17 protein-coding genes are annotated in these 21,985 nt (G+C 64.8%); 11 read left to right on the top strand and 6 right to left on the bottom strand.

Features of this window, described 5'->3' with window-relative positions:
• Window positions 1–127: 127 nt before the first annotated feature.
• A complete protein-coding gene (locus tag LB526_RS25835) occupies window positions 128–1,342 on the top strand; it encodes an MFS transporter (RefSeq protein WP_224630252.1) in 1,215 nt (404 codons plus the stop codon).
• On the opposite strand, the gene dgcA is transcribed toward LB526_RS25835, so the two are convergent.
• Window positions 1,313–2,296, bottom strand: a complete 984-nt coding sequence (gene dgcA, locus LB526_RS25830) for an N-acetyl-D-Glu racemase DgcA (RefSeq protein ID WP_224630251.1) — start codon at window positions 2,294–2,296, stop codon at window positions 1,313–1,315. The two genes, LB526_RS25835 and dgcA, sit on opposite strands and share 30 nt — an antisense overlap.
• A 77-nt stretch (window positions 2,297–2,373) precedes the next feature.
• Here dgcA and LB526_RS25825 point away from each other — a divergent pair, with 77 nt between their 5' ends.
• From LB526_RS25825 to LB526_RS25810, 4 genes are read left to right on the top strand one after another with little or no spacing between them, the layout of a single operon-like run.
• On the top strand, window positions 2,374–3,558 hold the full coding sequence (locus tag LB526_RS25825) for an ABC transporter permease (RefSeq protein ID WP_224630250.1): 1,185 nt from the start codon (window positions 2,374–2,376) through the stop codon (window positions 3,556–3,558).
• A 1-nt stretch (window position 3,559) separates the two neighbouring features.
• A complete protein-coding gene (locus LB526_RS25820) occupies window positions 3,560–4,372 on the top strand; it encodes an ABC transporter ATP-binding protein (protein ID WP_140694926.1) in 813 nt (270 codons plus the stop codon).
• 14 nt (window positions 4,373–4,386) lie between these two features.
• Window positions 4,387–5,760: an MCE family protein gene (locus tag LB526_RS25815; protein ID WP_224532045.1), complete on the top strand. Its 1,374-nt coding sequence runs from the start codon at window positions 4,387–4,389 to the stop codon at window positions 5,758–5,760.
• A 37-nt stretch (window positions 5,761–5,797) separates the two neighbouring features.
• Window positions 5,798–6,451 carry an ABC-type transport auxiliary lipoprotein family protein gene (locus LB526_RS25810; RefSeq protein ID WP_224630249.1) on the top strand — a complete coding sequence of 218 codons (654 nt, stop codon included), beginning with the start codon at window positions 5,798–5,800 and terminating at the stop codon, window positions 6,449–6,451.
• 99 nt (window positions 6,452–6,550) lie between these two features.
• Here the strand turns inward: LB526_RS25810 and LB526_RS25805 are convergent, their stop codons facing one another.
• The gene (locus tag LB526_RS25805; protein ID WP_224630248.1) at window positions 6,551–12,664 is read right to left on the bottom strand and encodes a kinesin; all 6,114 of its coding nucleotides are present in this window, start codon (window positions 12,662–12,664) and stop codon (window positions 6,551–6,553) included.
• A 300-nt stretch (window positions 12,665–12,964) separates the two neighbouring features.
• Here LB526_RS25805 and LB526_RS25800 point away from each other — a divergent pair, with 300 nt between their 5' ends.
• The 3 genes from LB526_RS25800 to LB526_RS25790 all read left to right on the top strand — a co-directional run bounded on the left by LB526_RS25800 (window position 12,965) and on the right by LB526_RS25790 (window position 15,178).
• Window positions 12,965–13,333: an Hpt domain-containing protein gene (locus LB526_RS25800; protein ID WP_140542794.1), complete on the top strand. Its 369-nt coding sequence runs from the start codon at window positions 12,965–12,967 to the stop codon at window positions 13,331–13,333.
• Between the two features lie 101 nt (window positions 13,334–13,434).
• On the top strand, window positions 13,435–13,755 hold the full coding sequence (locus LB526_RS25795) for a 2Fe-2S iron-sulfur cluster-binding protein (RefSeq protein WP_095765250.1): 321 nt from the start codon (window positions 13,435–13,437) through the stop codon (window positions 13,753–13,755).
• Window positions 13,756–14,146: 391 nt separating this feature from the next.
• Window positions 14,147–15,178: an NAD(P)/FAD-dependent oxidoreductase gene (locus LB526_RS25790; RefSeq protein ID WP_224630247.1), complete on the top strand. Its 1,032-nt coding sequence runs from the start codon at window positions 14,147–14,149 to the stop codon at window positions 15,176–15,178.
• Between the two features lie 150 nt (window positions 15,179–15,328).
• Here the strand turns inward: LB526_RS25790 and LB526_RS25785 are convergent, their stop codons facing one another.
• Both LB526_RS25785 and LB526_RS25780 read right to left on the bottom strand, forming a co-directional pair.
• Complete coding sequence (locus LB526_RS25785; protein WP_224630246.1) at window positions 15,329–16,813, bottom strand: MDR family MFS transporter; 1,485 nt, start codon at window positions 16,811–16,813, stop codon at window positions 15,329–15,331.
• Window positions 16,814–17,023: 210 nt separating this feature from the next.
• A complete protein-coding gene (locus tag LB526_RS25780; RefSeq protein WP_095765253.1) occupies window positions 17,024–17,644 on the bottom strand; it encodes a DUF922 domain-containing Zn-dependent protease in 621 nt (206 codons plus the stop codon).
• 84 nt (window positions 17,645–17,728) lie between these two features.
• Here LB526_RS25780 and folP point away from each other — a divergent pair, with 84 nt between their 5' ends.
• Genes folP through folK form a run of 3 tightly spaced genes read left to right on the top strand, consistent with a single transcriptional unit; the run spans window position 17,729 to window position 19,441 of the window.
• Window positions 17,729–18,583: a dihydropteroate synthase gene (folP, locus tag LB526_RS25775; protein ID WP_224630245.1), complete on the top strand. Its 855-nt coding sequence runs from the start codon at window positions 17,729–17,731 to the stop codon at window positions 18,581–18,583.
• 2 nt (window positions 18,584–18,585) lie between these two features.
• Window positions 18,586–18,945, top strand: a complete 360-nt coding sequence (folB, locus tag LB526_RS25770) for a dihydroneopterin aldolase (RefSeq protein WP_095765255.1) — start codon at window positions 18,586–18,588, stop codon at window positions 18,943–18,945.
• A complete protein-coding gene (folK, locus tag LB526_RS25765; RefSeq protein WP_224630244.1) occupies window positions 18,929–19,441 on the top strand; it encodes a 2-amino-4-hydroxy-6-hydroxymethyldihydropteridine diphosphokinase in 513 nt (170 codons plus the stop codon). The genes folB and folK overlap by 17 nt, the downstream gene beginning before the upstream one ends.
• 70 nt (window positions 19,442–19,511) lie before the next feature.
• Here the strand turns inward: folK and LB526_RS25760 are convergent, their stop codons facing one another.
• Together LB526_RS25760 and LB526_RS25755 are read right to left on the bottom strand one after the other, a co-directional pair.
• Window positions 19,512–20,060 carry a DUF924 family protein gene (locus LB526_RS25760; protein ID WP_224630243.1) on the bottom strand — a complete coding sequence of 183 codons (549 nt, stop codon included), beginning with the start codon at window positions 20,058–20,060 and terminating at the stop codon, window positions 19,512–19,514.
• A 9-nt stretch (window positions 20,061–20,069) separates the two neighbouring features.
• Complete coding sequence (locus tag LB526_RS25755) at window positions 20,070–21,905, bottom strand: monovalent cation:proton antiporter-2 (CPA2) family protein (RefSeq protein ID WP_224630242.1); 1,836 nt, start codon at window positions 21,903–21,905, stop codon at window positions 20,070–20,072.
• Window positions 21,906–21,985 lie beyond the last annotated feature (80 nt).

Here is a 21,985-nt window from a genome sequence, read left to right as displayed (position 1 = left end):
GAAGGCCCCGTCCTTCAACAGCCTAGCTCTCGATCGATTGGTCCAGCCGGTTCCGTCGCGCTTTGCCGCATGTTAGGGATCGAGAGACGTTGCATGGGAGTCGAATGCAGCGAAATTGGATCGATTCATGTCGCTGCCGCCGCTATCGCCCGAACAGCTTGTCAAGCCGAGCCATTTCGAACTGCGCATGAGCCTGATCTTCGCGACCTTGTTCGTCTCGCAAGGCACGCATCTGCCTTACTTTCCGCTCTGGCTGCAGGCGAAAGGTTTTCATGCCGAGCAGATTGCGGTCATCCTGGCCGCGCCGATGTTCCTGCGCGTGTTGACGACGCCGATGCTGACCGCGCTTGCCGACCGGGCCCGGGATCGCGCCGATGTCTATATCGCGGTGGTTGCAGCCTCCATGGTCATCTCTGCCGGTTATTTCCTGCCGGCCACCTATGCCGTCGTGCTCGCCGTGTCGCTGCTTTTGACGATCGTCTGGACGCCGCATTCGCCGATGGCCGATTCGCTGGCGCTTTCGGGCGTGCGCCGTTTCGGCTCGAACTACACGGCAATGCGCAAATGGGGCTCGATCTCGTATCTGTGCGCCAATGTCGTGGGCGGGTTCATCCTGGCGGCCACGGGTCCGCAGGCGGTTCCGGTCATCATCTTCATTGCGCTCGGCGCGGCCCTCGTCGCGGCGCTGTTGTCGCCGCGCATGGGGCGGCCGCGCAAGGCCTCGCCGCTATCGGCGACCGAAATCCAGCACAAGGCGCCGAGCCTGTTCAACGCCTATTTCCTCTATTTCACGCTTGGCGTCGGCATCATCACCGCCAGCCATGCCTTCCTCTACGGCTTCGTCTCGATCTACTGGAAATCGATCGGAATCGGCGATTCCGTCGTTGGCCTGCTATGGGCCTGGGGCGTGGTGTCGGAAGTCTGCATGTTTCTGTTTTTCAACCGCATTTTTGCTTCGATCTCGGTCGCCCGGGTGATGATGATCGCCGGCATCGGTTCGATCGTGCGCTGGATCGCCTTTCCGCTGGTCTGGCCGCTCGGCTTGGGCGTCGTCGGCTTCTTCGGCGTCCAGACGCTGCATTCGGTATCGGTGGCGATGGTGTTGATCGGCCTGCAGAAGATGATCGGCGAAACGGTCTCCGAAGAGCGCACGGGCGCCGCGCAAGGCATCGCCTATTTCTTCAACGGCTTCTTCATGGCGGCGGTGACGCTCGCTTCAGGCCCGCTCTATGACCGTTTGGGCGTCGACGGTTTCTGGGCGATGATCCCGATCGCTGTCGTCGGCATGGTGCTGATAGGCTTAGCTTCCCGTTCAGCCCCAAAGCACCCTGTCGGGGGGTGAAACCAGCGATCCCCGGTAGACGAGACCGGGCTCGCGATCTCGTGCCAGCAGCAGCGGACCGTCGAGGTCGACGAAGTCGGCGTCCTGCGCAAGCAGCACCGCCGGGGCCATGGCGAGCGAGGTGCCGACCATGCAGCCCACCATGATGCCGAAGCCGAGTTCGCGCGCGCGGTCGCGCAACTTCAACGCCTCGGTCAGGCCGCCGGATTTGTCGAGCTTGATGTTGACGGCGTCATAGAGCCCGGCCAGCGCATCGAGGTCCTTTGCCGCATGCACGCTTTCGTCGGCGCAGATCGGCACCGGATGCGCGATCCGGCGCAGGATGTCGTCTTTGCCCGCCGGCAGCGGCTGTTCGACAAGCGCGACGCCGTGCTGCGCGGCGAAGCTGAGGTTCGCCTCGACATTGTCGTCGGTCCAGCCCTCGTTGGCATCCAGGATGATGCGGCTTTCGGGAGCGGCTTCCGTCACCGCGCGGATCCTTGCCATGTCGCCGTCGCCGCCGATCTTCACCTTGAGTAAAGGCCGCGCGGCATTGGCGCGCGCTTGCGCCGCCATGGCGTCCGGTTCGGCGAGCGACAGCGTGTAGGCGGTTTCCAGTGACCTCGTCGGAAGGGCCCCGATGGCCGCCGCCACCGGCGTTCCGGTCAGCTTGGCTTCCAGGTCCCAAAGGGCGCAGTCGATGGCGTTTCGTGCGGCGCCCGCGGGCATGGCTGAGAGCAAGGCGGTCCGGTCGATGCCGGAGACGACCGGATCGCGCATGGCCTCGATGGCCGCGCGCACCCCCTCCATGGTCTCGCCGTAGCGCCTGTACGGCACGCACTCGCCGCGCCCGGAACGTCCCCCGTCAGCGATCGTTACGGTGATGACTTCGGCCTCGGTTTTGGATCCGCGTGAGATGGTGAAGGTGCCGGCGATCGGGAATCGCTCCATTTCGACCGAAATGACACGCGCCATAATTTTCTTCTCCGGCTGTGCGACACCGGTCTGCCGGCAAATCGACACGCCAGTCCGGTCACGCTAAACAGGACGCCATGTTGACCATCCGCAAACGCGACGCAAGCAGCGAGGCCAAGGACGCCGAGCACCGGCCTCGCATTGCCGTGGGCGAGGAAGAGGGCGTGCTGGGCTGCGCCTTTTCCGGCGTGTGGACGACGCGCACCGTGGCGCTGGTCGATGCCGATATGCGCAAGATCGAGCAGAGAAGCGGCGCAAAACAGCTGATGCTCGACCTTTCTCACATCGAAAAGATGGACACCGCCGGCGCATGGCTTATCGACCGGTTGGCCAGCGCCTTCGAGAAGAAAGGCGTCGAGGTCCATTTGCAGGGGCAGAGCGAGATCGCCTCGATCCTGCTCGGCGCGGTCGGCGATGCGGTTCGCCGGGAGCCCGAATCGGGTCCGTCCGGGCCGCCCAACATCATCCTGCGCGCGCTGGAGCTGGTTGGCCGGCGTGTCTACGAGATGCGCGACGATTTCTTCGCCTCCATGAACATTCTCGGCGCCACGATCCGCGGCGCGCAGATGAAGCTCGGCCGCGGCCACGCGGTCAACCCTGCCGCGATCTTCAATCAGATCGATCGCATGGGCGTCGGCGCGATACCGGTGGTGGTGCTGATGTCGGCCATTGTCGGCGCCATCGTCGCCCAGCAGGGCGCCTACCAGCTCAGCTATTTCGGCGCCAACATCTTCGTCGTCGACCTCGTCGGCGTGCTGATCCTGCGCGAGCTCGGCGTGCTGATGACGGCGATCATGCTCGCCGGCCGTTCGGGCAGCGCCATCACCGCCGAGATCGGCTCGATGAAAATGCGCGAGGAGGTCGACGCGCTGAAGGTGATCGGCCTCAATCCGATCGGCGTGCTGGTCTTTCCGCGGCTCGTCGCGCTGGTGATCGGGCTGCCATGCCTCACGATCATCGCCAATTTTGCCGCGCTTGGCGGCGGCATCGTCGCCGCCTGGCTCTATTCCGACATCCCGCCGGCCGCGTTCATCGACAGGCTGCGCGTCGCCATTGACCTCAGCACCATCTTTGCCGGCCTGATCAAGGCGCCGTTCATGGCCCTCATCATCGGCATCATCGCGTCGGTCGAGGGCATGAAGGTCGGCGGCAGCGCCGAATCGCTCGGCCTGCACGTGACCGCGTCGGTTGTGAAGTCGATCTTCGTCGTCATCATCCTCGACGGGCTTTTCGCCATGTTCTACGCAGCGATCGGGTTCTGAGATGGCGAACGGCAACGGCGCCACGGCGGCGCAGGACACGAATGACGACGAGATCGTACTTTCGGTCCGCGATGTAACCGTCGCCATCGGCGACAAGGTGATTCTCGACAAGCTCTCGCTCGATATCAAGCGCGGGGAAATTCTTGGCTTCGTCGGCGCTTCGGGCGCCGGCAAGTCGGTGCTGTTGCGCACCATATTGGGGCTGATGCCGAAGCAATCGGGGACGATCAGCCTGTTCGGCGTCGACGTCGACAAGGCCAGCGACGCCGATCGCCTGCGCATCGACATGCGGCTTGGCGTTCTTTTCCAGCATGGCGCGCTGTTTTCAGCGCTGACGGTGATGGAAAACGTGCAGGTGCCGATGCGCGAATATCTCGACCTGCCCAAGGCGCTGATGGACGAACTGGCCTTGCTCAAGATCGAGCTGGTCGGATTGCCGCCCGACGCCGCGCTGAAATTCCCGTCCGAGCTGTCCGGCGGCATGATCAAGCGCGCGGCGCTGGCGCGCGCCCTGGCGCTCGATCCCGACATCGTCTTTCTCGACGAGCCGACCTCGGGGCTCGACCCGATCAGTGCCGCCGAGTTCGACGAGCTTGTCGTCAAGCTGCGCGACACGATGGATCTGACCGTCTACATGGTTACGCATGATCTCGACACGCTGTTCACCGCTTGCGATCACGTCGCGGTGCTCGGCAAGAAGAAGGTGCTGGTCGAAGGCACGATCGACGACATGCTGAAGAGCGACGAGCCGTGGGTGAAATCCTATTTCCGCGGAAAACGCGCCCGGCAACTTGATCTTGCGGCGCGCGCATAGCCATAAGTGGGGCGATGGAAACAAGAGCCAACTACGTAATTGTCGGCATCTTCACGCTTGGCGCGATCCTGGCGGCCTTTGCCTTCGTCTATTGGACGGCCGCCATCGGCGACAGGGGCGAAACGGCGATGCTGCGCGTGCGCATCCCGGGCTCGGCCTCCGGCCTCAGCCGCGGCAGCCTTGTGCTGTTCAACGGCGTCAGGGTGGGTGACGTGAAGAACGTTTATATCGACGGCGACGATCCGACCGTCGCCATCGCCGACACCGAAATCGCCCGTTGGACGCCGATCACCAAATCGACGCAGGCCGATATCGGACTGACCGGCCTCAGCGGCCAGGCCAACATCGAGCTCAAGGGCGCCGATCCGAAGGAGACCAGGCTGCTCGACGAAGCGGAGAAGGAAGGCAAGGTCGCCGAAATCGTCGCCAATCCGTCCGCGGTCACCAACCTTTTGCAGACAGCGCAGAACATCTTTACCCGCGCGGACAAGGTCCTTGGCGAGCTCGAAGGCTTCACCAAGGACGTTCGCGGTCCGCTGACGCAGACGGTCAAGAACGTCGAGACCTTCTCGGACGCGCTGGCCAAGAATTCCGACGGCATCGACAAGTTCCTGTCGGCGGTGAGCTCGCTTTCGGATCAGCTGAAGAATGTCTCGGGCCGGCTCGACAGCACGCTGAAGGCCGCCGAAGGCCTGCTCAATTCCGTCGACAAGGACCAGATCAAGAGCATCGTGGCCAATGTCGACACGGTGACGACGAACCTGAAAGAGACCTCGAAGCAGTTCGATACCGTCATCGATAACGTCAACACGGCGGTCGGCTCGATCAACGATTTCGCCAAGCAGACGCAAGGGACATTGGCCAAGGTCAACAGCGTGCTCGACGGCATCGATCCGGCCGACGTCAAGGCCGCTTTGGCCAACATCCAGAAGGCCAGCGCCAACGCCGACAAGGCGGCGTCCGACATCGCCAAGGTCACCGACAAGATCGCCAACCGTTCCGACGACATCAACGAGACCATCAAGGACGCCCGCCAGCTCGCGCAGCGGCTCAACGACGCTTCGGTGCGCGTCGACGGCATCCTGGTCAAGGTCGACAAGCTCCTCGGCTCCGGCGAGGCCAACGGCGTCATGGCCGATGCCAGGGCGACATTGAAATCATTCAAGCAGGTGGCCGACACGCTGAACTCCCGCCTCGGCACAATCGTCGACAACCTGTCGCGCTTCTCCGGCCAGGGCCTGCAGAACGTAGAGGGGCTGGTGCAGGACAGCCGGCGCTCGATCAATCGCATCGAGGAAGCGGTGACCGACCTCAGCCGCAACCCGCAGCGCATTCTGTCCGGCGGCGCCGGCGAGGTCCGGCAGTTCGATGGAAGGGCGCGGCGTTGACTTCGGCTGCCGCGACAGCCAAGAAAATAAACTGCAAATGCGGGTTGATCGTAAGATCCGGGGACGACGGGGATCAGGCGTGAAGTCGGTGAGGGTGGTGGCGGGGACTTTCAGATCATCCGCGGCAGCGTTGCTGGTGCTTACGCTTGCCGGCTGCGCGGCATTGGGCGCCAAGCCGGCGCCGCTCGACACGTTCGAATTGTCGGCCCCGTCGCTCGATGTGCGTGCCCACAGCCGCCGCCAGATCCTGATCGCCCAGCCGTCGGCGCTCAAGGCGCTGGACAGCCAGAACATCGTCATCAGGCCTTCCGACCGGTCGATCCAGTTCCTCAAGGGCGCGCAATGGGCGGACCGGCTGCCGCTGATCGTGCAGGCGAGGCTGGCCGAAACCTTCCAGCGCTCCGGCAGCTTTGCCGGCGTCGGAAAGCCGGGCGAGGGGCTGGCGATCGACTACCAGATCATCGTCGAGGTGCGCTCCTTCGAGGTGCGCGTCAATGGCGGCGAGCATGCCGATGTCGATCTGTTCGTGCGCATCCTGAACGACCGCAACGGCGAGGTGCGCGCCTCGAAGAACTTCACCGCGAGCGCCCCGGTCTCAGGCGGCGGAAATGCGGCTTACGTCGGCGCGCTGGACAGCGCCTTCGGCCAGGCGGCGGCAGACATCGTCCGCTGGACGGATTCGACGATCTGAACGCGGGCGCCAAGGCGACGGGAAACCAATTCCATCGATCAACGGACAAAAGAAAAAGGCGGGCCGAGGCCCGCCTTTTTTGTCAGACTTGTCGGCCGCTCACTGGAGCCGGCCGCTGGCATGGGCCAGCATCGTGTAGACCTTGCCTGTGTCGGACGTCAGATAGGTCTGCGCCATGATGTTGTCGCGGTCGTTGCGCGAGACATCCTTGAGCAGCTTCTCGAAATCCTCGCAGTAACGGTCGACCGCGGCGCGGAATTCCGCCTCGGCCTGATACTTGCGGCGGATCTCGTCGAAGGTCTGCTGGCCCTTCAGCGTGTAGAGGCGACGGGTGAAGACGTCGCGCTCGCCCCGCCGGTAGCGGTTCCAGAGCTCGATCGAGGCGTCATGGTCGATGGCCCGCGCGATGTCGACGGAGAGCGAGTTAAGCGACTCCATGACATGCAGCGGCGAGCGCTGGGCAGGCGTCGCGCGCGGCGCTTCCGCCGGCGTTGCCGGCCGCAGCTCTTCCTCACGCGAGGCATTGGTCAGGAGGTCGCGCACCCATCCGCCCTGCGCGGGCTTGCCGTTCGGATCACGGCGCGGCGCCTCGGCGGGGCGTTCAAGGTCGAGCGTGCCGCGCAGCGTGGTCTCGGCGAGCGGCGCCTGCGGAGCGCGGGCCGTTGGTTGCGGTTGCTGCTGTGGCTGCGGGGCCGGGGGACGGCGCAGCGGCGGTTCGGCGGCTCGGGCCGGCGCCTGCGGAGCAGGGCGCAGACCGCGTGGCTCGCCCTGTTCGCTGCTGCCGCTGCGGCCGGATTTCGCAACGATATCCGACAGTTCCTTGAGCGCATTGATTTGCTCTGCGACAGCGCGACGAATGGCCGAGGTCGATTCCTTAGCCTCCTCCGGCATCTCGATCACGCCCTTCTTCAGCTCGGCGCGGGTAAGGTCGAGCTCGCTCTTGATCGAGCCTGCGGTGCGACGCATCTCTTCGGTCGCGTCAGCAAAGCGCCGTGTCGCCGAATCGACGACGTCGGCGATGGCGGCGCGGATTTTTTCCGCCGATTCCATCGTGCGGCCCTCCGCAGTCTGCATCGTCTGGCCGACGAGGTTTTCGAAGGAGCGCATCACCTTCTCGAGGTCTTCCGACTTCTTGACCAAGCCGACGGCGAGGTCTTCCAGCGAGGACTGACGCTCCAGCGTGTGCTCAAGATTGCTTTGCGCGGAGCTGAGCAAATTCGAGGCGCTGGAGAGCAACCGGCTGTGTTCGTCGAACTTGGTCGCAATCGAGGCCACCTCGCGCAGCGTCGCCGAGGACAGGTCGGTGAGCCGTGTCGTGTTGGAATCGACCAGACGCGCCGAACTGGCGAAAGTCTGGGCGGCCTTCTCCGTGGTCGTGGCGAAGCTCTGCGTGCTGCCGGAGAGCCGCTCCTCGACCTGGCCGAGATTGACGGCAGCCTGGTCGATCAATTGCCCGAGTTGCGCGCTGGAGGTCGTCATGCGGCCGATAAGATCGGCCACGCTGTCGGCAAGCGACGAGCGGGCGCCTTCGACGGCCGACAGCGTCTCGGCCGTGCGGCTGGCCAGAGCATTGACGAGGTTCGTGTTCTCGCTGCGCAGCTTCTCGGCCGCCCGTTCGGTGACCTCTTCCATGCTGCGCTGCAGCTCGGAGCCGCCCTGGGCGAAGCGCTCGACCAGTGGTTTGGCCGTCTCGTCGAGGATTTTCGCCATCTCTGCCGAACGCGCCGCGAGCATGGTGTTGAGCTCGCGGGTGTTGGCGCCGATCGTGCGCGCGGCCTCGTTGGTGCTCTGGCCGATATGCTGGCCGACCGCCGTGAAGGTTTCGGCGATGACATTGGCGCGCGAGATGAGCTGGGCCTCGGCGCTGGAGACCTGCTCGTTGAGCTTCTGGCCCATGGTCTCGGCGCTGTAGGCGAGGCGGTTTTCCACGCTCGCCACCTGGTCCTCAACACGTGCGGCCGCGGCCGAGGCGCTTGCGGCCAGCCGTTCGTCGGCTCCGGCCAGCGCCTGCTCGATCTCGCGGGCATGCACGGCAAGCTCCTGCCCGGTCTGGCGGGCACGGTCGGCGACGCGCTGTTCGGTCGCCGCGAAGGCGCCGACAATCGTGTCGGCATGCTCGCCGATGGTCGAGGTGCTCGAGGCGATACGTGACACCAGACGGCTGTCGGCGTCGTCGAAGATACGGGCAATTTCGGACGCCCGCGACGACAGTGCCTCCGAGCCCTCGGCAATACGCGAGATCAGATGCTGGTCGGCGCTGTCGAAGATGCGGCCGAGGTCCGAGGCGCGGGCGGCCAGCGCTTCGGCCGATTCGCTGATGCGCATCGAAAGCCGCTCGTCGGCGCCCTCGAAGTTGCGCAGGATGTCGCCAGCACGGGCGGCCAGCGACTGCGCCGTCTCGACGGCGCGGGCAACCAGCTTCTGGTCGGCTGCATCGAAGGTGTTGGCGATGTCGCTGGCGCGTGCGGCCAGCTTGTCGGCGGTTTCCTCGGCGCGGGCCATGAGCGAGTTGGAGGCCTCGTCGGCGCGCGCCATCAGCATGTTGGACGTATCCTGGGCGCGCTCGTGCAGGCGGCGGTCCGCCGCCTCGAAAGCCTGCGCGATGTCCTCGGCCCTGGCAAGCAGCGCGGCGGACGTCTGCTCGGCGCGTTCGGCGATCTTGCGGTCGGCGTCGCTGAAAACCGCACCGGCCTGCTCGTGCAGGGTGCTGGTGATCTCCATGACCTTGTCGCGCAGCGCGCCCGCCACGAACACAGCGGTCTTTTCCAGCACGCCGCGGACATTGTCGACGCCGGTCGACAGCGCACGCTCCATGGTGCCGGCGCGCTCCTCGATGACACCGGTCTGCCGGCTGAAGGCCTGCTCGATCTTCTCGACATCGGCGGCAATCGCCGCCGAGATATCGCTGCTTCGGGCAGCGATCTGGTCAATATGGCCGGAAACCGAACGGTCGACGTCCTTGCGCGCATCGGCAAGCTTGACGAGATCGTCCTCGAGGGCCTTGGCCAGCATGTTGCGGCCCTCGGACAGCTTGCCGACATGGCCGGCGATGACGTCGTCGATCTCCGAGCGGCTTTCCGTCAGCTTCTGAAGGTCCGCTTCGAGGGCGCGCCTAAGGATATCGCGGCCTTCGGCGAGCTTCTCGACCTGGCCGGCGACCAGGCCGTCGATCGAGGAACGGCTTTCGGCGAGCTTGGCGAGGTCGGCTTCCAGCGCACGCTTGAGGATGTCGCGGCCTTCCGCGAGCTTCTCGACCTGGCCGGAGACCAGGCCGTCGATGCCGGCGCGGCTCTCGGCGAGCTTGGCAAGATCGTCCTCGAGCGCCTTGGACAGCGTCGCCCGGTTCTGCGACAGTTGGTCGGCATGGGTCTGCATGAGGCCGCTGGCATTAGCCATATCGGTCTCCAGCGCACGCGAAAGCTCGGCGCGGTGATCGGTGATCTTCTGCGAATGATCGACGATCGCGCCCTGGATTGTGTTGAGGTCGGCCTCCAGCGCGCGCTTGAGGATGTCGCGGCCTTCGGCGAGCTTCTCGACCTGGCCGGCGACCAGCCCGTCGATGCTGGAGCGGCTCTCCGCCAGCTTGGCGAGATCGTCCTCCAGCGACTTCGACAGCACGGAACGGTCCTGAACGAGCCTGTTTTGATGGTCGGCGATGGCGCCGCTGACGGCCTGTAGGTCGGTTTCAAGCGCTTTCGAAAGCTGTGAGCGATCTTCCAGCACCTTGTCCGAATGTCCCGCGATGGCACCCTTGATGGCGTTGAGGTCGGCTTCCAGGGCACGCTTGAGGATGTCGCGGCCTTCGGCGAGCTTCTCGACCTGGCCGGCGACAAGGCCGTCGATCGAGGCGCGGCTTTCGGCGAGCTTGGCGAGGTCGGCTTCCAGCGTGTGCGACAGCAGGCTGCGGTCCTCGGCGAGCTTGCCGGCGTGGCTGTCGATCAGGCCGCGGATGTCGCTCAGATCGCTTTCAAGGGCGCGGCTGAGCTCGCCGCGGTCCTCGGCGAGCTTGGTCGAGTGGGTCTCGATCAGGCCACGGATGCCGATGATGTCGGTCTCGAGCGCTTTGGCGAGCACCGCGCGGCCCTCGGCGATCTTCTCGACCTGACCGGCGACAAGGCCGTCGATGGAGGCGCGGCTGTCCTGCAGCTTGTTGAGATCGGCCTCCAGGGCGCGCGCCAGGATGTTGCGGCCTTCGGCCAGCTTCCCGACATGGCCGGCGACCATTTCGTCAATCATAGTACGGGCTTGGACGAGCCTGCCGGAGTCTTCGTTCAAGACCTGGGACAGGCGGTTGCGGCCTTCTTCGAGCTGCTCCAGATGGCTGCCCAGCGACGCATCGATGGCAGCGCGCGACTCGTTGACCTTGCGCAGGTCTTCTTCCAGCGCGCGCGAGATCAGGCTGCGGCCTTCTGCCAGCTTCTGCACCTGGTTGGTGACGGCGGCATCGATTGCCACGCGGCCTTCGGCGAATTTCGCCAAGTCCTCCTGCATGGCGGCCGCCATGCGCTCGCGGCTCTCCGAAAGCGCGCGGCTGTGGTTCTCGACGGCTTCCTCGATGCCGACACGGGCATCGGCCAGCCGCTGGATATCGGAATCGAATGAGCGCGAGACGACATGCCTGGCCGCTTCCATGCGCCCCGCGAAGTCGGTGGCGCGGGCTTCGAGCATGGAGGAGGTCGACGAGATGATGTCCGCCATGTCGGCGCCGATCTGCGTCTTGCCCTGATCGATCATCGACGACAGCTGGTCCTTGCTCTCGGCGAAGGTGTGCGCGATCTCACGGGCGCGCTCGACCAGCGTCTCGTTGATCTGGCGGGCGCGGGCTTCAAGGGCGGCGTTGAGTTTCTGCGTACCGGTGTCGAGCGCCTCGGCGCGGGTCTGGAATTCGCTGATCAGCGCCTGACCGCGTTCGGCCAGGGTCCGTTCGATGCCGCTGAGGCTCGTCTCGAACTCCGAACTCAAGGTACGCGCCGCGCCGCCGAGTAGCGAGACCATGCCGTTGGTGCGGTCGTCGAGCAGGTCGGTTAGCGAGCGTGTCAGGCCGTCCGTGGTGTCGGTGAGCTTGGCGATACGGGTGTCGAGCAGGCTCGCGAAGGCCTCGCCGGAGGTCGAAAGACGGTCCGTGATGTTGTCAAGGCGCGATTCCACCGAATCGAAGATCGACGTCGAGCTTTCATTGATGCGGTCGATCAGCGTGTCGCCGGAATTGTTGATCGTCATCGACAGCTTGGTCGACGCGTTGAGGATCGAGTCGCGGATGATGTCGCTGGCCGAGCCGATCTCGTCGCGCAGCGTCTCGTGAGCGCTGGCGATGGAGGCGCGCACGCGCTCGGCATGGGTGACGACCGCCTCGCGCTCGCTGCCGAGACCGTCGACCAGCGAACGGATGCGGGCCTCGTTCTCGGAATAGGAGCGTTCGAGCTGGCTGACTTCGCCGTGGACGAGCGTTTCGAGCTCGACCGCGCGGGCCAGGGTGCGCTCGATGCCTTCGCCCATGGCCGCCACCTCGCGGCGAACGGCCTGGCCGATCATCATGACACGGTCCTGGGCGAGGTTTTCGGGCTCCGCCAGGCGGAAGGCGACCTCGGTCATGGATTGCGCGGCGAGGCGCATTTCCTGCGCGCGCCGGATCATGGCGGCGAAAGCCCAGAACAGGATGACCGGAACGATCGCGGCAACCGCCAGGCCGATCAACTCGGGACGGGCGAAGAACTGGTCGACGGTACGGATCTTCCAGATGCCGGGACCGAACAACAGGTTGGCCAGGCCGCCGGCGCCGGCGATCCAGGCCAGCGAGATAAAGGCGATCACCCAGTAGACGGTGCTGGACGCACGGCGATTGAGGCTGTGCAGCAGCGTCTTGTAGTCCTTCTGGCGGTCATCATTGGCGGGCGTGAAGCCGGCTGGAGGCGTAAAACCGGACGGCTGCCCATTGCGCGGCTCGACCGGGCGCAACTCGGCCGGCTTGGCAGCGGGCGCCCTCGGAGGCTGGGGGTTGGCAGGCTGGGGATTGTTTGCCGGCTCCGTCCTATGGCTGCGCCCTTCGCGCGCCAGCTCGTCGGCCGCCGCCGAAATCTGCGCTTCGAGATCCTCCATCGACGCCGCCATGTCGAGGCCGCCTTCGTCGCCGTTAAGGTCAAGGTCAAGCGCCTTTTCCAGTTCCGCGGCCACGTCATTCTCGAGAGACTTCGTCGTCGTTGGTTTCTTAGCCATGCCTTCGCTACCCTGTACTAGCTGCCGCGGGACTTATGATTTTGGCCTGATTCTGGCCCGATTCTGGCTTGTCTATCCCGCGCAGGAGGCTGAAAAATGGACCTTCGTATCGTAATGACACACAGGGGTAAAGAAAACATGCATTCCGGGCGATACGTAAAACTTTAAATATAAGGTTAACGGAGACGTGATCCGGCTGCCTCCGTGACAACATTTTTCCCTGCAGTCGTTAACCCGTTGGCGACCGGGAGCGCCTATTTTCGTGGGCCCGTCTGCCCGCTTGATGGAGTTGCAGTGCGTATGCGTGGCGAAAGTGGTATTGCGTTTTCCATGCCGGGGGGCGACGCCTCCGGAACGGCTGGAGCCCGACCGGTGGATCTCGGCCATCTGGCACGCCAGACAATGGGCGACCGCGACCTCGAACGCGAGGTTCTGGCGCTGTTCGTGCATCAGTCGCTGTCGGTCCGTGACCAGATCGCGGATGCCGACGCGAGGCAAAGGGTGCTTCTGGCGCATGGCCTGAAGGGCTCGGCGCGCGGCATCGGCGCCTTTGCGGTGGCCGACTGTGCGGCGATCATCGAAACCCAGCCGGAAGACGTCCGGGCGCTCAAGCGGCTCAGCACGCTGATCGAGGAAGTGCGCGACTTCATCGCCGGCATCAGCCGCTAGTATCCCGCCTTTCTGAAAAACGTCATTTCGTGGCGCTTTCGCGCCGCAGTTGACTTGTCCGGCAGAGTGATTATCTCGGCTGCGACTCCTCAGGTGACTTAATGACCAAGCTGACTTACATCGCCCATGACGGGACCCGATTTGACGTGGAAGCCGAAAACGGCTCGACAGTCATGGAAAACGCGATCCGCAATGCGGTTCCGGGCATCGAAGCCGAATGTGGCGGCGCCTGTGCCTGCGCGACCTGCCATGTCTATGTCGACGAAGCATGGACGGCGGAGGTCGGCGAGCCGGAGGCGATGGAGGAGGACATGCTGGACTTCGCCTACGAGGTCCAGCCGAACTCGCGCCTCTCCTGCCAGATCAAGGTGCGCGACGCGCTGGACGGGCTGGTGGTTCGGGTCCCCGCGCGCCAGGGTTAAGGCGCGTCGATATTCAGGTGAGGCCGGCCTGCAAATGGCGACTTCCTGCGCTTCCGGCCTTTGCCGGCCGAAGCACTCACGAATGGCGTGGCGGTTAAAATAAGCTACGGCCGGCGTAGGCCGGTGCTCACGTAGTTTGAGTACGCTCCGCTCCGGCCTTCGCCGGCCGAAGCCCTCATGAGTGTCTCCGCTCTACGAAGGCTACGGCCGGCGTTGGCCGGTTCTCGGAAGTCACCCAGTTTGGTCGCTTCGCGCCCGTCTTCGACTCCGACTCGGCCTGACCTGAATCTCGACACACCTTGGCAGTTTCCCAATATTCTTTCGCGCCGGCAGCTTGGCAGCGGCCCATAGCTCATGCAGTCTCGCCGCATTCCCAATCAGGGCGCAGCGCATGACCGATACCATCAAAACGGACGTTCTCATTGTCGGGGCAGGGCCGATCGGCCTGTTCGCCGTGTTCGAGCTCGGTCTGCTCGACATGAAATGCCATCTGATCGACATTCTCGATCGTCCCGGCGGCCAATGCGCCGAGCTCTATCCTGAAAAGCCGATCTACGACATTCCAGGCTGGCCGACGATCTCCGCGCAAGGCCTGGTCGACAAGCTCATGGAGCAGATCCATCCGTTCAAGCCGGACTTCACCTTCAACCGCATGGTGTCGAGCCTTGAACAGCTGGAGGACGGCAGTTTCCGCGTCGCCACCGATGAAGGTGAATTGTTCGAGCCCAAGGTGGTGGTGATCGCCGCCGGCGGCGGCTCGTTCCAGCCCAAGCGTCCGCCCATTCCGGGCATTGAGGAGTACGAAGGCAAGAGCGTCTTCTATTCGGTCCGGCGCATGGAGGAATTTCGCGGCCACGATCTCGTCATCGTCGGCGGCGGCGATTCGGCGCTCGATTGGACACTCAACCTGCAGCCGATCGCCAAAAGCGTGACGCTGGTGCATCGCCGCCCGGAATTCCGGGCCGCGCCCGACAGCGTCAACAAAATGTATGCCATGCAGGAGATGAAGCAGCTCGAATTCCTGGTCGGCCAGGTCAGCGGCCTTGCCGGCGCCGACGGCCAGCTGTCATCGGCGACCATCAAGGGCGGCCCGGATGGCGACGTCGAGGTGCCGTGCACCCGCATGCTGCCATTCTTCGGCCTCACCATGAAGCTCGGGCCGATCGCCGAATGGGGCCTTAACCTGCACGAGAACCTGATCCCGGTGGACACCGAGAAGTTCCAGACGTCGATCCCGGGCATCTTTGCCGTCGGCGACATCAACTGGTATCCGGGCAAGCTCAAGCTGATCCTGTCAGGCTTCCATGAGGTGGCGCTGATGGCGCAGGCCGCCAAGCGGATCGTCAGCCCGGGCGAGCGCATCGTCTTTCAGTACACGACCTCGTCGACCAGCCTGCAGAAGAAGCTCGGCGTGCATGATTAAGGCATATTGATATTCAGGTGATGCCGGACTGCGAACGGCAGCTTCCTGCGCTTCCGGTGCTCACGTACTTCAAGTACGCTCCGCTCCGGTTCTCGGAAACTGCCCTTCTCGACTCGGCCTGACCTGAATCTCAACGCACCTTCAAGCGATCTACTCCGCAAGCGCGGGGGCGGTTTGCTCGTCGTGACCGCGCAGTTCCTTTTCGGGCATCAGGGCTAGCGTGATCAGCGCCAGAACGAGCGTTGCTCCGGCGGCGACGAAGATCATCACGAACGGCAACGCCGATGCCTGATGGATATGCGTGTGCGAGCCTTCTGAGGACAATGGCAGGCCGTAGCCGAGCGCGACGGCGCCGAGCATGGCCACGCCGAGCGCGCCGCCCAGCGTGCGCAGGAAGGTCAGAACGCCCGTCGCGACACCGAGATGCGCGCGATCGACGGCATTCTGGACCGAGACGGTGGCAACCGGGAATGTCGTTCCGCTGCCAAGGCCGATCAAAGTCGTCAGGATTTCCACCTCGAGCAACGAGGCGTGTTCCGCAATGGCACTGAGCACGCCAATGCAGACGATGGCCAGGCCGACGCCGATCATGGCGATGCGCTTGTAATGGACAAAGCGCGGGATCGTGCGGCCGCTGAAGGTCGCGCCGGCGACCGTGCCGAGCAGGAGGCCGAGCATCGCGGTGCCGGATTCGCTGACCGAAAGCCCGACGACCGATTGCAGATAGACCGGCAGGTATACCGAGGCGCCGATATTTGCGGCCTGCAAGAGGAACATCGACAGTGTGCCGGCGAGCACGATCGGGTTGCTCAAGACTTCGAGCGAGATCAAAGGCTCGGCCGCTTTGAGCAGCCTGAGCGCGAAGGCGGCCCAGAACACCGCCGAGCAGGCAACCAGCCCAAGGATTTCGCGGGAAAACCAGGGATAGGCGCTGCCGCCCCAGCTGAGCGCCAGGAGCAGAAGCGTCGTGGCGATAACCAGCAGCACGGCGCCCAAGCCGTCGATGCGATGGTTCTTGGCCGCGACCGGCAGCTTCTTTAACGGGTTGTTGATGATGGCCATGGCCAGGAAGCCGATAGGCAGGTTGATCCAGAAGATCAGCGACCAGTGCAGATGTTCGGCAAACACGCCGCCGAGCAGTGGGCCGGCGACGCTGGCGACCGCCCATGTGCCTGCGATCCAGGCCGCATAGCGGGCGCGCTCGCGCGGCGGCACGAGGTCGCCGATGACCGTCTGGGCCAGCGCGAAGAGACCGCCGCCGCCGGCGCCCTGGATGGCGCGGCCGATGACCAGCACCAGCATGTTGGGAGCGAGCGCGCTGACCAGCGACCCGAACAGGAAGACGAGGATGGCGGCGTAGATGACAGGGCGGCGCCCGTAGACATCGGAAATCTTGCCGTAGAGCGGCGCCATCGCGGTCGCGGTCAGAAGATAGCCGGTGACGATCCACGGCAGATATTCGGCATGGCCGAGCGCGCCGGCGATCGTCGGCAGGGCAGGGGCTACGATGGTCTGATCGAGGGCCGCCAGCAGCATCGACAACAGCACGCCGCCGATGATGGTATTCTTCTCGCTCTCGCTCATCAGCGGCGCGGCTTTCGGCGCCATCGCCTGGTTCTCGACGGTCTGGTCCATGCGTCATTCTTTCAAAGGCTGGTGCTTGGTGCGCCAAGACGGCTTTGGCCGGTCGCACCTGTCATTTCTCATCGTGGACCCGAGGCTTTGGCGCTTCGAACCCGCATTATGTCGTTCGATATAGGCCGATTTCGACCATCACTCGAAAGTTTTTCCGGTCTGGCACCATGCTTGGATGAAATTGGCCCCGGACAGGGCTCGGCTCTCAAGTCAAGGCGGCGGCAGCTGGCCGGCTTCGACACGCTCCATCCGGTAGCGCATCAGCCGAAGGATACGGCTTTCGAAATTGACGCTCTCGACGCGGTCGAAGCGGACCTGGTCCTGATCGTGCCTGGCGAGCTCGGCTGCCTGGACCGCGGCGGCGTTGAGCTTCGCCTGCTCGCAGGTCTTTTGCGGTGGGAGTGCCTTCAGCGCATCCTCGAGCAGGCGCGCATGGTTCTTGGCGATCTCGACATGGCGCTCCTCATGCCGCTTGATGTCGGCCGAGAGCGTATCCCAGACCAGCCTGACGCCGGGATCGGATTTGCGCGGGCGCCGCCATTCGGGGAGGATTACCTTGACCTTCAAGGTGACGGCCGCGTCGGCGATGCGGCAGGACCCGGCGCTCTGCGCGTAGCTGATGCGGGTGGTGAAGGCCATTTGCGTGGCGCCGGGATGCCGCGAGCCGGTGCTCTTCACCTCGGGGCCGTTTCTCGACAGCTGGTTCTGGATATCGTCGAGCGTGCGGCCGCCGACGCTGAAATAGCTGTAGGTCTTGACCAGACTGGCCGCGCCCGCCGGCAGGGCAGTGAGCGAGAGCATCAGGGCGCAGAGCAGGGAGCGGTTCATCATATTGCCTCTTCACGCACCTTGCTTTAGGGCCGTCGCCAGCGCAACGGAATTGATTTCGCGCGGATCACGCATGGTTGATGGACAATGACGACAAGGCGATGGCAGCTGGCGCATGGACGCTATCTCGACCTCGGTCCGAAGGCGGTCGTCGCCGGCATCCTCAACGTGACGCCCGACAGCTTTTCGGACGGCGGCCTGTTCATCGCGCCCGAGAAGGCGCTGGAGCAGGCGCACCGCATGGTGAAGCAGGGCGCGGCGATCATCGACGTCGGCGGGGAATCGACGCGGCCCGGTTTCGCCCCGATCTCCGCCGAGGAAGAACAGGCGCGCGTGCTGCCGGTCATCGCGGCGCTCGCCGCTTCCGGCGAGGCGCTGATCTCGGTCGACACCTATCGCGAGGACACCGCGCGGCTTGGCGTCGCCGCCGGCGCCCATATCGTCAACGACGTCTGGGGGCTGCAACGTGAGCCGGGCATCGCGCGCGTCGCGGCCGAGACAGGCGCCGGGCTCGTCATCATGCATACCGGGCGCGAACGGCAGAAGCTGCCCGACGTGATCGAGGACCAGTTCCTGTTCCTGCGCAAATCGCTGGAGATCGCGCGCGCCGGCAATGTCGCCGACAGCCAGATCGTGCTCGATGCCGGCTTCGGCTTCGCCAAGGAAACGGCGGAGGAAAACCTCGACCTGATGGCGCGTTTTTCCGAGCTTCAGGCGCTCGGCTACCCGTTGATGGCCGGAACCTCGCGCAAGCGCTTCATCGGCACCGCCACCGGGCGCGATCCCGCGGAACGGGCTGCCGGCACGGCGGCCACCAGTGTCATCCTGCGCTTGAAGGGAGCCGACCTGTTTCGCGTCCACGATGTCGCAATCAACGTGGATGCGCTGGCGGTCACCGATGCTATGCTTCAACGCGAAACCGAGCTTCCTTCCGGACACTGATCATGTACCTCATCCGCATGAAGAACTGCGCCTTCTTCGCCCGCCACGGCGTGCTGGACGAGGAGGAGACGCTTGGCCAGCGTTTCTACGTCGATGCCGAGCTGACGGTCGAGCCCAGCCGGCCGCTGACTGAGGATTCCATCGAAGACACCGTCAATTATGGCGTCGCCTTCTCGGTTATCGAAAAGATCGTGACCGGACATCGCCGCTTCCTGATCGAGGCGCTGGCGCTGGAGGTGGCGAAGGCGCTGACAGCGCGATTCTCGCAGATCAGGAAAGCTGCGATCACCGTGCGCAAGCCGAACGCCCCGGTGCCGGGCGTGCTCGATCATGTCGAGGTGACCGTTGTCTGGCCAGAATAGCGCCGTCTACCTCAGTCTCGGCGGCAATCTCGGCGAGCCGGCGAAGTCCATGGGCGCGGCATTGCGAATGCTGGACGGCGACGACGCGACGCGCGTCACCGCCGTCTCGTCGCTCTACCGCACGCCGCCGTGGGGCAAGCTCGACCAGCCCGATTTCCTCAATGCCGCTGCCGCGATCGAGACGGCGCTTTCGCCACGCGCGCTGCTTGAGCTTTGCCTCGATGTCGAGAAGCGGCTGAAGCGCGTGCGCGAGGAGCGCTGGGGGCCGCGCCGCATCGATATAGACATCCTGGTGTTCGGCGACCGGGTGATCCACGAGACCGGCCTCGAAGTGCCGCATCCGCGCATGCTGGAGCGCGCCTTCGTGCTGGCGCCGCTGGCCGAGATCGCGCCAGGGCTTTCCGTCGGCGGCAGAAGCGTATCGGAGCGGCTCGAAGCCGTCGATACGTCCGGCATCGAGCGGCTGCCTTCGGGCCGCGAATGGTGGCTCGGCTGATTTTGCATTGTCGCAATTCCGGACGGAAAACCGCCCACACTTTTCCTGGAATTGCTCCGAAGCCGGCCGGTCAGCCGGAAAACCCGCCGCCGTCCAAAAATGCCTGCTCCTCGGCCGTCGTCGCACGGCCGAGCATGCGGTTGCGGTGCGGAAAGCGACCGAAGCGCTGGATGATCTCCAGATGCTCATTGGCGTATTTAAGATAGTGCGGCGCTCGCTCGGCGGTGAGTTCCACCGACCGTTCCTGATCCGCCAGCAATTCGGAATGCTCGAACGGCAGATAGAGGAAGACGCGAAACAGTTCTTCCAGCTCGAGGTCCTGACCGGCGGCGATCGCCCTGTCGGCGAAGTATCTGGCGAGCGGATCGGTCGCGTACATGTGGCCGGTGCCGCGGAAGCAGTTGCGCGGGAACTGATCGAGCAGGATCATCAACGCCAGCGATCCTTCGGCATGCGCATTCCAGTCGTCGCATTCGCGCCGCGCGGCGGCGTAATGCAGCTCGAGAAAGCGGCTGCGGAAACCGGCGTCGAAGGCGTCGCTCTTTTCGAACCAGGCGTCCTCGCCGGCGTCGCGCCAGAATTTGATGACCGAAAGCGCTCGCGGATCAAGCCCTGCCATATTTGCCCCTCAGTTCTTGGTCTCTGCCTGGTTCAGCACGACGGCGGTTTCCTGGTTCAGCGCGCGGCCGGCGCGGCGCGGCTGGGTAAGCGGTGTCGGGATCGGAGTGCCTATATTGCCCTTGAGGAAACGCTGGCCGGCGCGCACGCCCTCGGCCAATTGCGTCTCGAAGCGCGCTTCGTCGCGGCGCCGCACATCCTCCATGACTTCGGCGACCTCCTCGGGATCGACGCCAAGCGCCTCCAGCGCGGAGCCGCCGAAGACCAGCGCCGATTCGAAGGTCTCGCGCAGCTGATAGTCGACGCCGGCGCGCACGAGCTGCAGCGCGGTGCCGCGGTCGAAGGCGCGCGCCAGGATGGTGACCAGTGGAAATTCGGCCTTGATAAGCTGCGCGATGCGCACGGCGGCGTCGGGCTTGTCGACGCAGATCAGCACCGCGCGGGCGCGCCCGACGCCAGCCGCATGCAGGATGTCCAGCCTCGTGCCGTCGCCGTAGTAGACCTTGAAGCCGAAATCGGCCGCCGCCTGGATCATCTCCACCTCGTTGTCGATGATCGAGACGTCCATCCCGCGCAGCAAAAGCGGCTGGCTGGCGATCTGGCCGAAGCGGCCGAAGCCGATGATCAGCACGCTGCCGGTGAGGCCGTCGGCGATGTCGACGCCGTCGAGGGACTGCTCGTCGCGCGGGGTGAGGTAATGCAGCGCCACGATCGCGAGCGGCGTCAGCACCATCGAGATGATGACGATGGCAGTCAGCGTGGCGTTGGCGCGGCCGTCGATGATGCCGACCGCGGCAGCGGACGAATAGAGCACGAAGGCGAACTCGCCGCCCTGCGCCATGAAGACGGCGCGTTCGAGCGCCTCGCGATGGCCGCTTTTCAGAATGCGCGCGACGACGTAGATGCCGAATGCCTTCATGACCATGTAGGCGACGACATAGATGGCGATGAGCCGCCAGTTCTGGGCTACGACGCCAAGGTCGAGCGACATGCCGACGGCGAGGAAGAACAGGCAGAGCAGGATGCCGCGGAAGGGCTCGATGTCGGCTTCGAGCTGGTGGCGGAAGGTCGATTCCGACAACAGCACGCCGGCGAGGAAGGCGCCCATCGCCATCGACAGGCCGGAGAGCTGCATGGCCAAGGCCGATCCCAGCACCACCAGCAGCGCCGCGGCGGTCATGACCTCGCGGGCGCGGGCATCGGCCAGGATGCGGAAGAGCGGATTGAGCAGGTAACGGCCGGCCACGACCAGTCCCACGATCGCGGCGATGCCGATCCCAACTTCGGTCAGCCGCTCCGAAAGGCTGGTTTCGGCGCCGCCCGGCGCGAGGAATGCGATAAGCGCGAGCAGCGGCACGATCATCAGGTCTTCGAGCAGCAGGATGGAGACGATGCGCTGGCCTTTCTGCGTGGCGATCTCACCGCGCTCTTCGAGCAACTGCATGACGATCGCCGTCGAGGTCAGGACGAAGCCGGCGCCGGCGACGAAGGACTGCGCGATGGGAAAGCCTCCGGCCAGTCCGACGAGAGTGAGCAGGACTGCGCAGACGCCGACCTGCAAGGCACCCAGGCCAAAAATCTCGCGACGCAGGCCCCAGAGCCGCGACGGCTGCATCTCCAGCCCGATGATGAACAGGAACATGACGACCCCGAGCTCGGCGACGTGGAGGATCGCTTCCGATTCAGAAAAGATGCGCAGGCCGAACGGACCGATGACCACGCCGGCGGCGAGGTAGCCGAGGATCGAGCCCAGCCCCATGCGCTTGAAGATCGGCACGGCGACGACGCCCGCGGCGAGCAGCGCCACAACCTGCACCAGATCGCTGCTCGACGCTTCAACTGCCATGCCTGTCATCCCGTTGCTCGAAGCACTCCTTGCATGCCCCGGGAGCGAGAGGCAAGGGCGGGCGGACTGACTTGAAGGGT

Source organism: Mesorhizobium sp. CA6 (assembly GCF_020165035.1).
Lineage (GTDB): Bacteria > Pseudomonadota > Alphaproteobacteria > Rhizobiales > Rhizobiaceae > Mesorhizobium.
This window is presented reverse-complemented; position numbering and strand designations above follow the sequence as displayed.

Coding starts and splice junctions, on each gene's coding strand:
- LB526_RS25785 (WP_224630246.1), bottom strand. CDS start 16,813: ATGGACCAGACCGTCGAGAACCAGGCGATGGCGCCGAAAGCCGCGCCG.
- LB526_RS25820 (WP_140694926.1), top strand. CDS start 3,560: ATGGCGAACGGCAACGGCGCCACGGCGGCGCAGGACACGAATGACGAC.
- folP (WP_224630245.1), top strand. CDS start 17,729: ATGACGACAAGGCGATGGCAGCTGGCGCATGGACGCTATCTCGACCTC.
- LB526_RS25810 (WP_224630249.1), top strand. CDS start 5,798: ATGCGGGTTGATCGTAAGATCCGGGGACGACGGGGATCAGGCGTGAAG.
- folB (WP_095765255.1), top strand. CDS start 18,586: ATGTACCTCATCCGCATGAAGAACTGCGCCTTCTTCGCCCGCCACGGC.
- LB526_RS25755 (WP_224630242.1), bottom strand. CDS start 21,905: ATGGCAGTTGAAGCGTCGAGCAGCGATCTGGTGCAGGTTGTGGCGCTG.
- LB526_RS25795 (WP_095765250.1), top strand. CDS start 13,435: ATGACCAAGCTGACTTACATCGCCCATGACGGGACCCGATTTGACGTG.
- LB526_RS25780 (WP_095765253.1), bottom strand. CDS start 17,644: ATGATGAACCGCTCCCTGCTCTGCGCCCTGATGCTCTCGCTCACTGCC.
- LB526_RS25790 (WP_224630247.1), top strand. CDS start 14,147: ATGACCGATACCATCAAAACGGACGTTCTCATTGTCGGGGCAGGGCCG.
- LB526_RS25835 (WP_224630252.1), top strand. CDS start 128: ATGTCGCTGCCGCCGCTATCGCCCGAACAGCTTGTCAAGCCGAGCCAT.
- dgcA (WP_224630251.1), bottom strand. CDS start 2,296: ATGGCGCGTGTCATTTCGGTCGAAATGGAGCGATTCCCGATCGCCGGC.
- LB526_RS25760 (WP_224630243.1), bottom strand. CDS start 20,060: ATGGCAGGGCTTGATCCGCGAGCGCTTTCGGTCATCAAATTCTGGCGC.
- LB526_RS25825 (WP_224630250.1), top strand. CDS start 2,374: ATGTTGACCATCCGCAAACGCGACGCAAGCAGCGAGGCCAAGGACGCC.
- LB526_RS25805 (WP_224630248.1), bottom strand. CDS start 12,664: ATGGCTAAGAAACCAACGACGACGAAGTCTCTCGAGAATGACGTGGCC.
- LB526_RS25815 (WP_224532045.1), top strand. CDS start 4,387: ATGGAAACAAGAGCCAACTACGTAATTGTCGGCATCTTCACGCTTGGC.
- LB526_RS25800 (WP_140542794.1), top strand. CDS start 12,965: ATGCGTGGCGAAAGTGGTATTGCGTTTTCCATGCCGGGGGGCGACGCC.